We start from the raw sequence: 11,641 nt of genomic DNA on the forward strand, positions 1-11,641 counted from the left end.
GGCTGCGGGAAGGGGGCCCACCGTCACCTGGTCATCGGATCACGTGTTCCACGAACCGTGCCGCCGTTTCCGCGAGCACCTCCCGGCCGTCCCGCGCCCACAGCTCGTCGTTGAACAGCTCGACTTCGATGGCACCCGTGTAGCCGGCCGCCTCCACGTACCCCTTCCACTCCCGCATGTCGATCGCCCCGTCCCCGATCTGACCGCGGCCGTTCAGCACGCCCTCCGGCAGCGGGGTGGTCCAGTCGGCGAGCTGGAAGGTGTGGATGCGGCCGCCGGCGCCCGCGCGGGCGATCTGAGCGGGGGCCGCGTCGTCCCACCAGATGTGGTACGTGTCGACCGTGACGCCCACCTGGTGTGCGGGGAAGCGTTCCGCGAGGTCCAGGGCCTGGGCGAGGGTGGAGACGACGCAGCGGTCGGAGGCGTACATCGGGTGGAGGGGCTCGATGGCCAGCTTCACCCCGTGCTCCTCGGCGTAGGGGCCGAGCACCGCCAGCGCGTCCGCGATCCGCTCCCGGGCACCGTGCAGGTCCTTCGAACCGGCCGGCAGTCCGCCCGACACCAGGACCAGGGTGTCCGTGCCGAGCGTGGCCGCCTCGTCGACGGCGCGGCGGTTGTCGGCGAGGGCCGCCGCGCGTTCGTCGGGGTCGATCGCCGTGAAGAAGCCGCCCCGGCACAGGGTGGTGACGGTCAGGCCCGCGTCGCGGACCAGCTTCGCCGTCTCCTCCACGCCGTACGTCTGGACCGGCTCGCGCCACAGGCCGACGCCGGGCACTCCCAGCTCCAGGCAGGCGTCGACCAGTTCGGGCATCGACAGCTGCTTCACGGTCATCTGGTTGATCGAGAAACGCTCAAGACCGGTCACTGGGTCACTCCGTACAGGGCGAGCAGGGTCTTCATCCGCTCCTCCGCCAGCTTCGGGTCGGGGAACAGGCCCAGTCCGTCGGCGAGTTCGTAGGCGCGGGCGAAGTGCGGGAGGGAGCGGGCCGACTGCAGGCCGCCGACCATCGTGAAGTGTGTCTGGTGGCCGGCCAGCCAGGCCAGGAAGACCACGCCCGTCTTGTAGAAGCGGGTGGGGGTCTGGAAGAGGTGGCGGGACAGCTCGACGGTGGGGTCGAGGAGTTCGCGGAAGCCCGCCACGTTCCCGGTGTCCAGAACGCGGACCGCCTCCGCCGCCAGCGGGCCCAGCGGGTCGAAGATGCCGAGCAGGGCGTGGCTGAAGCCCTGCTCGTCGCCGGCGATCAGCTCGGGGTAGTTGAAGTCGTCGCCGGTGTAGCAGCGGACGCCGACAGGGAGGCGGCGGCGCAGGTCGACCTCGCGCCGGGCGTCCAGGAGGGAGACCTTGATGCCGTCGACCTTGTCGGGGTGGGCGGCGATGACGTCCAGGAACACGTCCGTGGCCGCGTCCAGGTCCGACGAGCCCCAGTAGCCGTCCAGAGCCGGGTCGAACATCGGGCCCAGCCAGTGCAGGATCACCGGCTCGGAGGACTGGCGGAGGAGGTGGCCGTAGACCTCCAGGTAGTCCTCGGGGCCGGAAGCGGCGGCGGCCAGCGCGCGGGACGCCATCAGGATCGCCTGGGCGCCCGACTCCTCGACGAGGGCGAGCTGCTCCTCGTACGCCTGGCGGATCTCGGTGAGGGAACCGCCGGTGATCTGGTCGGTGCCCACGCCGCAGGCGATACGGCCGCCCACGGCCCGAGCCTCCGCCGCCGACCGGCGGATCAGCTCGGCCGCGCCCGCCCAGTCCAGGCCCATGCCGCGCTGGGCGGTGTCCATGGCCTCGGCGACACCCAGCCCGTGGGACCACAGGTGGCGGCGGAAGGCGAGGGTGGCGTCCCAGTCGACGGCGGCGGGCGAGTCGGGGGACACGTCCGCGAACGGGTCGGCGACGACATGCGCCGCCGAGAAGACCGTACGGGAGGTGAAGGGGGTGCCGGTGGTGACGGCGAGGGGTTCCGTGCGGGGCTCGTACGGCCGCAACCCGCCGCTCGAGTCGGGGAGCTGGATGGTCACAGCGCGATCTCCGGGACGTCGAGGCGGCGGCCCTCGGCCGAGGACTTCAGGCCCAGCTCGGCGAGCTGGACGCCACGGGCGCCCGCGAGCAGGTCCCAGTGGTAGGGGGCGTCGGCGTAGACGTGCCGGAGGAACAGCTCCCACTGGGCCTTGAAGCCGTTGTCGAACTCGGCGTTGTCCGGGACCTCCTGCCACTGGTCGCGGAAGACCTCCGTGGCGGGGATGTCGGGGTTCCAGACGGGCTTGGGGGTGGCCGAGCGGTGCTGGGCGCGACACTTGCGCAGGCCCGCGACGGCCGAGCCCTCCGTGCCGTCCACCTGGAACTCGACGAGCTCGTCGCGGTTGACGCGGACCGCCCAGGACGAGTTGATCTGGGCGATCGCGCCGCCTTCGAGTTCGAAGATGCCGTAGGCGGCGTCGTCGGCGGTGGCGTCGTACGGCTTGTCGTTCTCGTCCCAGCGCTGCGGGATGTGCGTGGCGGTGAGGGCCTGGACGGACTTCACGCGGCCGAACAGCTCGTGCAGGACGTACTCCCAGTGCGGGAACATGTCGACAACGATGCCGCCGCCGTCCTCCGCGCGGTAGTTCCAGGAGGGGCGCTGCGCGGTCTGCCAGTCGCCCTCGAAGACCCAGTAGCCGAACTCGCCGCGGATCGACAGGATCCGGCCGAAGAAGCCACCGTCGATGAGGCGCTTGAGCTTCAGCAGGCCCGGGAGGAAGAGCTTGTCCTGGACGACACCGTGCTTGATGCCCTTCTCGTTGGCCAGGCGGGCCAGTTCCAGGGCGCCGTCGAGGCCGGTGGCGGTCGGCTTCTCCGTGTAGATGTGCTTCCCGGCGGCGATCGCCTTCTTGATCGCCTCCTCGCGGGCCGACGTCACCTGGGCATCGAAGTAGATGTCGACGGTCGGGTCGGCGAGGACCGCGTCCACGTCCGTCGAGATGTGCTCCAGGCCGTGCTGCTCGGCGAGCGCGCGCAGTACGTGCTCGCGGCGCCCGACGAGGATCGGCTCCGGCCACAGCACGGTGCCGTCGCCGAGGTCGAGCCCGCCCTGGTCACGGATGGCCAGGATGGAGCGGACGAGGTGCTGGCGGTAGCCCATGCGCCCGGTCACACCGTTCATGGCGATACGCACCGTCTTGCGTGTCACGTCGGTCCCTTCGTAGGCGTCGAGCGCCCGGTTGCCCTGGTTTACTGATAAGCCGTACAGCAAGCGCTTTCTATGCAAGAGAAGCTAGCCTCTGACCAGTGGTCCGGACAAGGCCGTGTCCACTTCGAGTTGTTCGAGGGGGCGAACAACAGGGGGGTGGGGTCGTAAGGTCTGCTCGAACCGCACGAAAGCGTGGCTGTGGACCGCGGGCCTGTGTCTTCCCTGTACATGCCCTGCGGATGACCTGTGCGCGCCTGAGGGCGCCTGTGTGTGACGACGTACGACGACGTACGACGAGATGCGCGACCGGAGGACGACGAGATGACGGTGACCCTGGCGGACGTGGCGGCCCGCGCCCAGGTCTCCCCCGCGACGGTGTCGCGCGTACTGAACGGGAACTACCCCGTGGCGGCGACCACCCGGGAGCGGGTGCTGCGGGCCGTGGACGAGCTGGACTACGTGCTGAACGGGCCGGCGAGCGCGCTGGCCGCCGCCACGTCCGACCTGGTGGGAATCCTGGTCAACGACATCGCGGACCCGTTCTTCGGGATCATGGCGGGCGCGATCCAGTCCGAGATCGGGGGCCCGGGCGGGCGGGCCGGCGGTGAGCGGCTGGCCGTCGTCTGCAACACGGGCGGCTCCCCGGAGCGTGAACTGACCTACCTCACGCTGCTCCAGCGGCAGCGGGCCGCGGCCGTCGTGCTGACCGGCGGCGCCATGGAGGACCAGCCGCACGCGGCGGCCGTGGCGGCGAAGCTGCGGAAACTGACGGAGGCCGGGACGAAAGTCGTGCTGTGCGGGCGGCCGCCCGCGCCGGACACCCAGGCGGTCGCGCTGACCTTCGACAACCGCGGCGGCGGACGCGAGTTGACCGAGCACCTGATCGGGCTGGGGCACCGGCGGCTCGGCTACATCGCGGGTCCCGAGGAACGGACGACCACCCGGCACCGGCTGGAAGGACACCGGGCGGCGCTGGAGGCGGCGGGCATCGAGGAGGACCCGCGCTGGACGGTGCACGGCCGCTACGACCGGCGGTCCGGCTACGAGGCGACACTGGAGCTGCTGCGCCGCGATCCCTCGCTGACCGCCGTGGTCGCGGCCAACGACTCCGTCGCCCTGGGCGCGTGCGCGGCGCTGCGCGAGTCCGGGCTGCGGATCCCGGAGGACGTGTCGGTGGCCGGCTTCGACGACCTCCCCTTCAGCATCGACGCGGTGCCTTCCCTGACGACGGTGCGGCTGCCGTTGGCGGAGGCGGGGGCGCGGGCCGGACGGATCGCGATGGGGCGGGAGGAACCGCCGCCCGGGGGGATCGCGACGGTTCGGGGGGAGCTGATGGTGCGGGGGTCCTCCGGGGTACCGCGGGTCTGAAGGTGCCGTCGCTGCGACTCGCACCCGGTGTCCTGCGGGGTGCCGCAGGACTGAACGCGCCGCCGCCACGACTCGCACCCGGCACCGGTGCGGGCCTCACTGGGGGCTGCCCCCGCGTCGGCGGTCACGGAGGGACGGCGGAAGGGGTGGCCGAGGCGCGGCGGGCGGCCTACGCTCGGTCCCGACGGTATCTCTGACTGAGTCAGCCATCGGACCACCGGGGGTCGAGCATGACCGTCCAGGACATCCGCTCCTTCAACCGCTTCTACACGAACGTCATCGGCGCCCTCGACTACGGCCGCCACCTCTACGCCCCGTACACCCTCACCGAGTCCCGCGTCCTGTACGAACTCGCCCACTCCCGCCGTACGGACGCGGCCGACCTGCGTGCCGAACTCTCCCTGGACTCCGGCTATCTGAGCCGGATCCTGAACAGGTTCGAGCAGGACGGACTGGTCCAGCGCGCCCCGTCGGAGGAAGACCCGCGCCGGCGCCGTGTCACCCTCACCGCGCGCGGGCGGGAGGCCGCCGGGCTGCTCGACGAGCGGGCCCGGGAAACCGTCGGTTCCCTGCTGGGGAGCGTGGCGCCCGGCGACCGTCCGCGCCTCACGGAGGCGATGCGCACGATCCGTACGATCCTGGGCGACCGCCGCCCTCCCCGCGCCGAGGACGTCGTCCTGCGTGAGCCGCGGCCCGGCGACCTCGGCTGGATCGTGCAGCGCAATGCCGCGCTGTACGCCGCGGAGTACGGCTGGAACACCGACTACGAGGGGCTGGTGGCGAGGATCGTCGCCGACTTCGCCGAGGACCACGACCCGCACCTGGAGCGGGTGTGGATCGCCGAGCAGTGGGGGTCCCCCCGCTCGAGCGAAGTCGAGAGTGGGGGAGGGCGGCCGGTGGGGTGCGTGATGTGCGTACGGGACGAGGCACCCGGCACCGCCCGGCTGCGGCTCCTGCTCGTCGAGCCGGACGCGCGCGGGCTGGGGATCGGGGACCGGCTCGTGACGGCCGTCGTCGGGTTCGCGCGCGGCGTCGGCTACCGCGACCTCGTCCTGTGGACCAACGACGTGCTCGCCGCCGCCCGCCGCATCTACCAGCGGCACGGTTTCGTCCTCACCGCCGAGAAACCGCACCGTTCCTTCGGCAAGGACCTCGTGGGGCAGGACTGGCGGCTGGACCTGCACGGAGCGCCCGAATGACCGGATGAGGAGGGGAGCGGCCGGCGTGGGTGACTAGTAGGGTCCGTGAGTATGAAGCTGGCCTTCTCCACCCTCGGTGTCCCCGGCCTGCCGCTCACGGACGTACTGCGGCTGGCCTCCGAGCACGGCTATCACGGAGTCGAGTTGCGCACGCACCCGGAGGAACCGGTGCATCCGGGCCTCACTCCCGCCGAACGGACCGACGTGGCCGCCGAGTTCAAGGCGGCGGGAGTCGAGATCCTCGGCCTCGCGGGGTACGCGCGCGTGGCCGCGCCCGGCGACGACACCGCCGTGATCGACGAGATCCGCGAACTCCTCGAACTGGCCCGGGACCTGGGCGCGCCCTTCGTACGGGTCTTCCCGGGCGGCTCCGCCGACCAGTCCCCCGAGGAGGCCGACGCCGTCGCCGCGCGGCGGCTCGGTACCGCCGCCGAGTACGCCGGCGACCTCGGCGTACGAATCCTGCTGGAGACCCACGACTCGCACCGTACCGGCGCCGCCGCGATCCGGATCCTGGGCCCCGTCGGCCACCGGCAGGTGGGGGCGCTGTGGGACGTGATGCACACCTGGCTGGGCGGCGAGCAGCCCTCGGAGACGTACGCGGCGCTCGCCCCGTACCTCGGTTACGTCCAGGTCAAGGACATCGCCTCCGCCGACGACACCAGCCCGCTGCCGCTGGGCGCCGGGGTCCTGCCGCTCACCGAGTGCGTGGAGGTGCTCTCCCGGCACGGGTGGGACGGCTGGCTGTGCTGGGAGTACGAGAAGCGGTGGTACGAGGCGGCCGCGCCGCTGCCGGAGCTGCTGGGCGCGGGACGGGAGCATCTGGGGCGACTGCTGAACGAGTCCGCGTAGCCGTTGTCGGTTCGCTCGGCCCGCGGGGCGGCGGTAGGAGCGAGTCGGCGTAGCCGTTATGGGTTCGCTCGGCCCATGGCGGCAGAAACGAGGCGGTCGGCCGTTATCGGTTCGCTCGGCCCGGGGCCGGGAGGTTAGCCTCCCGCGGTGACCTCGCACGGCCCCGTGGCCCTCCTCTCATGATCCTGACGCGCGCGCTCCTCGACGTACGTCCGCTGCGCACCTCCCCCGCCTTCCGCCGGCTGCTGATCGGGCGCACGGTGTCCACGCTCGGCAGCTTCATGACCGTCGTCACCGTCATGTACCAGGTCTGGGACATGACGCACAGCTCGGTCTGGAGCGGTGCGGTCGGCATGGCGCAGGCGCTGCCGATGATCGGCGTCGGCCTGTTCGCCGGGTCCTGGGTGGACCGGGCCGACCGGCGCCGCGTCTATCTGCTCGGCAACGTCGGCCAGGCGAGCTGCTCCCTGCTGCTGGCCGTTCAGGGCTTCACCGGGCACGTCCCGGTGGCCGTCGTCCTGGCGCTGGTCGCGGCGCAGGCGTCGTTCGGCGCGATCGGGGCGCCCGCGGCGGGCGTGTTCGTACCGCGGCTGCTGCCCAAGGACCAGGTGGCCGCGGGCCTGGCCCTGAACCAGGTCACCGGCCAGGCGATGATGCTGGTCGGTCCGGCCGTCGCCGGCGTCGTGCTCGGCTGGTGGGGCATCGGCGTCTGCTACCTGGTCGACGCCCTCAGCTTCGGTGTGTCCTTCTACGGCGCCTTCGGCCTGCCCGCGCTGCCGCCCGAGGGCGAGAAGTCCCGCCCCGGCCTGCACGGCGTCCTGGACGGCCTGCGGTTCCTGACCGGCCACCGGGTGGTGCGCGGCGCGCTGCTGACGGACCTGGCCGCCACCGTCCTGTCGATGCCGGCCAGCCTTTTCCCCCTGGTCAACGCGGAGCGCTTCGGCGGCGACCCGCGCACGCTCGGGCTGTTCCTGTCCGCGCTCGCCGTGGGCGGCGTCGCCACGACCGCCTTCTCCGGCCCGGTCACGCGCCTGGCCCGACCCGGACCGGTGATGCTGTGCGCGGCCGGCACGTGGGGCGTGTCCCTCGCCCTGTTCGGACTGACGACCAGTGCCTGGGCGGGCCTCGGGATGCTGGTGCTGGCCGGTGCGGCGGACGCGCTGGCCGTTCTCTCCCGCACCACGATCGTGCAGACCCGCACGCCGGACGCCCTGTTGGGCCGGGTGACGGCGGCCGAGACGATCGTCGGCCAGGCGGGCCCCCACCTCGGCAACCTGCGCGCCGGTGTGGTCGCCGGCTGGTCGTCGGGCGCGACCGCCCTGATCACGGGCGGCCTGCTGTGCCTGGTGGCGGTGACGGCGGTGGGCGCGACGACACCGGAACTTCGGGGCGGCGCCACGGCGGCGAACCCCGAGGAGCTCCCGGCCACGGCGTCGAACCCTGAGGAGCTCCCGGCGACGGCGGCGGAGTCCGAGGATCCCCCGGCCGCGGCGGCGGCCGGGCGCGAGAATCCCTCGGCCGCCGCGACGCCGGAGCCCAGGGCTCCTTCGGTGCCGGAGCCCGAGGATCCCCCGGCTACCGCTCCGGCCGGATCGTGAACTTCGTGTCCGCGTTCAGGCACCACTCCAGTACCGAGGGCCAGGAACCGTAGCCGGCGTCCAGGTCGAGGTGGGCGGCACCGGGGAGCACCTCGGCGGTGAGGCCCAGGGGGTCGCCGTAGACGTCCTGGATGCCTTCCGGGCAGTACGGGTCGTCGTCGCCGGCGACGAGACGGGTGGGGCCCGGCAGGGTCAGACCGGCGAGCGGTGGCGGGGCGAAGGCCGCGACCTCGGGGTGCCGGGCGAGCACCGAGCCGGACGGAGGGGCGACCAGCAGCACCCGGTCGACATCGCCGAGCCCCGGTACACCGCGCGCCACGGCGTGCAGCCACAGCACTGCGGAGGCACTGTGGGCGAGCACGACCCGCTCCCCGTTGCCCGGCAACTCGCTTAGGTGCCGGGCCAGTTCGCTGAGCCACACCTCCAGCTCGGGGTCGTCGGGGTCGGGCAGCTGCGGGTATGTGACGTGGTGGCCGCGTTCCGTGAGGCGGTCGGCGAGCCAGTGCTGCCAGTGATCCTTGGGGCGGTGGTTCTGCCAGCCGTGGAGGATGAGGTAGGAGCGGGTGGTGGTCGTCATGACCTCGATGGTTTCCGATCACCGGCCCATCGGTCCAGTTCGACTGGGCCGCGCTGGCCGCGCTGGTGGAGGCGGGCCAGGGCGTCGCGCTCGTCCCCCGCCTGGTGCAACACCTGTACGCCCACGCGGACATCGCCCTGCGCCCCGCCGAGGGCGAGCCTCCGTCGAGGGAACGTCTTCGCCGCCGTACGGACGGGGTCGGAGGGCGATCCGGTGCTGCGGGCGGTGCGGGAGCAACTGCGTCTGGCGGCCGGACGAACGAACCGGGGGCCTGCTCCGTCGGACTCATAGGACCGGAGACAGCTTCGGACCGAGCCGGAGCAGTTGCTCCAGGAGGAGGCGCACCGAATGAAAGCCGTACTTCCCGTCGGCAGGCACGGATCCGCGTGGGCGCTGCTGGCAGCGGTCGTCGTCACGACGTCGGCCGCCTGCACGTCGCCCGGCAGCGGCGAGTCCGAGTCGTCCTGTGCGGCCCTGGTCGACTACCGGAACCACCGGTACGTGGGCGCGGCGGCCGGCGAGTTCACGATCGGGGACGAGCTCGGTGCCGCCACGATTCCGCCGTGCGACGACACCCCGAACTCCGACAGCGACAGGTCGACGCAGCCCACCTCGACGACCGTCTATGCGGTCGAGGGCGTGGATCCCGGCATCGCCATCGCGTTGGGAGACGCACCCGATGACGTCATCTTCGTCAACGACGACTCCGGCATGAAGCTTCCCGAGATCAAGAAACTGATCAACGGCTCATGACGGTCACACCGCCCTGGCCAGGAACCGCGCCACCCGTTCCTCCAGCCGGCCCCTGCACTCCGGCCACTCGTCCGCCGTGATGGAGAAGATCGCGGAGTCGCGGAGCCGGCCCTCCTCCCCCGGTGCCCAGGAGCGGGACCAGTTCCGCAGTACGCCCTCGAAACGCGCCCCGACGCTCTGGATCGCCGCGCGGGAACGGTCGTTGCGGGCGTCCGTCTTCAGGTCCACCCGGGACACGCCCCACTCCTCGAAGGCGTGCCGGAACAGCAGCAGCTTGGCCTCGGCGTTCACGCCCGTGCCCTGGGCCGACCCGGCGAGCCAGGTGAAGCCGACCTCGACGGCGTCGAGCCGGTCGTCGGCCAGCCAGTGCCGCGGCTCCCAGTACGACGTCGCCCCCACCGCCCGCCCGGAGGCGACGGACACCTGCGCGTACGGCGCCAGCCGGCCCGTCGCCGCGCGGGCGAGCTGCGCGTCCAGGTACGCCTCCACCTGGTCGGCCCTGGGCACCCAGGTGAAGGCGTACGTCCCCCGGTCCTCCTCCGCCGCCACCGCGAGATCGGCCGCGTGCCGGTGCTCCAGCGGCTCCAGCCGCACGAGCGCGCCCTCGAGAACCGGCCCCTCCAGCTTGAAGCTCACCGAACGATGTCCCTTCGCAACTCCGCGAACGCCTCGTGGAAACCGGGGAAAGTCTTCCGGACGCAGCCGGGGTCGTCGAACGAAATACCCGGCACCCGCAGTCCGGTGACCGCGAAGGACATGACGATGCGGTGGTCGCCGTACGACTTGATCTCCGCGCCCGCCACCGGAGCCGCGCCGGGCCGGATCTCGATCCAGTCCGGGCCCGTGGCCACCTCCACCCCGAGCCGCCGCAGGTTCTCCGCGCACGCCTCCAGCCGGTCGCACTCCTTGACCCGGGTGTTCGCCACGTCCTCGATGCGCACCGGGCCGGAGGCGAACGGCGCGATCGCCGCGAGCGTCGGCATGGTGTCGGAGATGTCCCGCATGTTCACCGTGACGCCGCGCAGTTCGCCGGTGCCTCGCACCCGGGTACCGTCCGCGCCGGTCTCCACCTCCGCGCCCATCCGCCGCAGGACGTCCACGAAGCCCAGGTCGCCCTGGAGCGCGCCCTTGCCCAGCCCCGGGACCGTCACCTCGCCGCCGGTGACGGCCGCCGCCGCGAAGAAGTAGCCGGCGGTGGAGGCGTCGGGCTCGATCGCGTAGGTCGTGGCGCGGTAGCCGCCCGGCGGGACCACGAACACGTCCCCTTCCTTGCGCACCTCCACCCCGAACGCCCGCATCATCGCGATCGTGATCTCCACGTACGGCACCGAGACCAGATCGGTGACCCGGATCCGCAGGCCCTTGCGGGTCAGCGGGCCGAGGAGCAGCAGGGCCGTCAGGTACTGCGAGGACTGTCCCGCGTCCAGGACCACCTCGCCGCCCTCGACGCCCGCCGCCACGACGGTCAGCGGGTGGTGCCCCTCCGCCTCCTCGTGCCGCAGGTCCACGCCGAGGTCCCGCAGGGCACGGGTCAGCGGCAGCAGCGGACGGCGGCGCATCTGGGGCGAGGCGTCGAAGCGGTACGTGCCGTGGCCGGCGGCCGCCAGGGTCGGCAGGAAGCGGGCCGTGGTGGCGCCGTCCCGGCAGTGGACGTCGGCCTCGGTGACCGCGGGGCCCTGCGGGCGGCCGTCGACCTGCCAGGCGTCCGGGGTGCGGCCCAGGCGGTAGCCGAGCCGGGTCAGGCCTTCGGCGAAGCCCTCGGTGTCGTCCGAGCGCAACGGCCGTACGAGGGTCGTGACTCCGTCGGCCGCCGCGGCCAGGAAGAGGGCGCGGGCGGTGATGGACTTGGAACCGGGAATGTCGACGCGGGGCATGCACTTATGATCCCGCCGCCGTCGGCCCGGAGGCGGGTGCGTCCACGGGATGGACGACGTGTCGCGCGGGCGCGACGGATGTGAGCGCCGCCGTGCGCGCGCTCCGGGCCGACCGGCCGGGGGCGCCGGCCCACACGTCTCGTTGAACACACCCTCACCAACTTGTGGAAATCGGGTGGAAGCCGGGAACCCAGTCCCTTCACCCCGCGTCCAAGGACCGAACTGCCGGATGAGTCACCGCGGTGCGGTGTCGGCCTCG

At 72.5% G+C, this 11,641-nt stretch carries 11 protein-coding genes; 5 read left to right on the forward strand and 6 right to left on the reverse strand.

The window, feature by feature from the left end:
- Positions 1 to 31: 31 nt before the first annotated feature.
- From ACFY16_RS02175 to ACFY16_RS02185, 3 genes are read right to left on the reverse strand one after another with little or no spacing between them, the layout of a single operon-like run.
- On the reverse strand, positions 32 to 865 hold the full coding sequence (locus tag ACFY16_RS02175) for a sugar phosphate isomerase/epimerase family protein (protein WP_390645155.1): 834 nt from the start codon (positions 863 to 865) through the stop codon (positions 32 to 34).
- A complete protein-coding gene (locus ACFY16_RS02180; protein WP_390645156.1) occupies positions 862 to 2,013 on the reverse strand; it encodes a dihydrodipicolinate synthase family protein in 1,152 nt (383 codons plus the stop codon). The genes ACFY16_RS02175 and ACFY16_RS02180 overlap by 4 nt, the downstream gene beginning before the upstream one ends.
- Positions 2,010 to 3,161: a Gfo/Idh/MocA family protein gene (locus tag ACFY16_RS02185; RefSeq protein WP_390645157.1), complete on the reverse strand. Its 1,152-nt coding sequence runs from the start codon at positions 3,159 to 3,161 to the stop codon at positions 2,010 to 2,012. The genes ACFY16_RS02180 and ACFY16_RS02185 overlap by 4 nt, the downstream gene beginning before the upstream one ends.
- A 321-nt stretch (positions 3,162 to 3,482) precedes the next feature.
- On the opposite strand from ACFY16_RS02185, the gene ACFY16_RS02190 reads away from it, so the two are divergent.
- From ACFY16_RS02190 to ACFY16_RS02205, 4 genes are all read left to right on the forward strand, one after another.
- Entirely contained in the window at positions 3,483 to 4,529 is a 1,047-nt protein-coding gene (locus ACFY16_RS02190) for a LacI family DNA-binding transcriptional regulator (protein ID WP_390646076.1), read from the forward strand.
- A gap of 230 nt (positions 4,530 to 4,759) precedes the next feature.
- Positions 4,760 to 5,728 carry a GNAT family N-acetyltransferase gene (locus tag ACFY16_RS02195; protein ID WP_390645158.1) on the forward strand — a complete coding sequence of 323 codons (969 nt, stop codon included), beginning with the start codon at positions 4,760 to 4,762 and terminating at the stop codon, positions 5,726 to 5,728.
- 51 nt (positions 5,729 to 5,779) lie between these two features.
- On the forward strand, positions 5,780 to 6,580 hold the full coding sequence (locus ACFY16_RS02200; protein WP_390646077.1) for a sugar phosphate isomerase/epimerase family protein: 801 nt from the start codon (positions 5,780 to 5,782) through the stop codon (positions 6,578 to 6,580).
- 179 nt (positions 6,581 to 6,759) lie between these two features.
- The gene (locus ACFY16_RS02205; RefSeq protein ID WP_390645159.1) at positions 6,760 to 8,178 is read left to right on the forward strand and encodes an MFS transporter; all 1,419 of its coding nucleotides are present in this window, start codon (positions 6,760 to 6,762) and stop codon (positions 8,176 to 8,178) included.
- Here the strand turns inward: ACFY16_RS02205 and ACFY16_RS02210 are convergent.
- On the reverse strand, positions 8,156 to 8,755 hold the full coding sequence (locus ACFY16_RS02210) for an RBBP9/YdeN family alpha/beta hydrolase (RefSeq protein ID WP_390645160.1): 600 nt from the start codon (positions 8,753 to 8,755) through the stop codon (positions 8,156 to 8,158). The genes ACFY16_RS02205 and ACFY16_RS02210 overlap by 23 nt on opposite strands.
- A gap of 348 nt (positions 8,756 to 9,103) precedes the next feature.
- Between ACFY16_RS02210 and ACFY16_RS02215 the strand changes: the two genes are divergently transcribed.
- Positions 9,104 to 9,508 (forward strand): DUF6281 family protein, encoded by a 405-nt coding sequence (locus ACFY16_RS02215; protein WP_390645161.1) that lies wholly within the window; start codon positions 9,104 to 9,106, stop codon positions 9,506 to 9,508.
- 3 nt (positions 9,509 to 9,511) lie between these two features.
- Here ACFY16_RS02215 and ACFY16_RS02220 read toward each other — a convergent pair whose 3' ends face one another.
- Together ACFY16_RS02220 and aroA are read right to left on the reverse strand one after the other, a co-directional pair.
- Complete coding sequence (locus ACFY16_RS02220) at positions 9,512 to 10,144, reverse strand: GNAT family N-acetyltransferase (protein ID WP_390645162.1); 633 nt, start codon at positions 10,142 to 10,144, stop codon at positions 9,512 to 9,514.
- The gene (gene aroA, locus ACFY16_RS02225) at positions 10,141 to 11,382 is read right to left on the reverse strand and encodes a 3-phosphoshikimate 1-carboxyvinyltransferase (protein ID WP_390645163.1); all 1,242 of its coding nucleotides are present in this window, start codon (positions 11,380 to 11,382) and stop codon (positions 10,141 to 10,143) included. The genes ACFY16_RS02220 and aroA overlap by 4 nt, the downstream gene beginning before the upstream one ends.
- Positions 11,383 to 11,641: the final 259 nt, after the last annotated feature.

This window comes from Streptomyces sp. NPDC001315 (assembly GCF_042896175.1).
Lineage (GTDB): Bacteria > Actinomycetota > Actinomycetes > Streptomycetales > Streptomycetaceae > Streptomyces.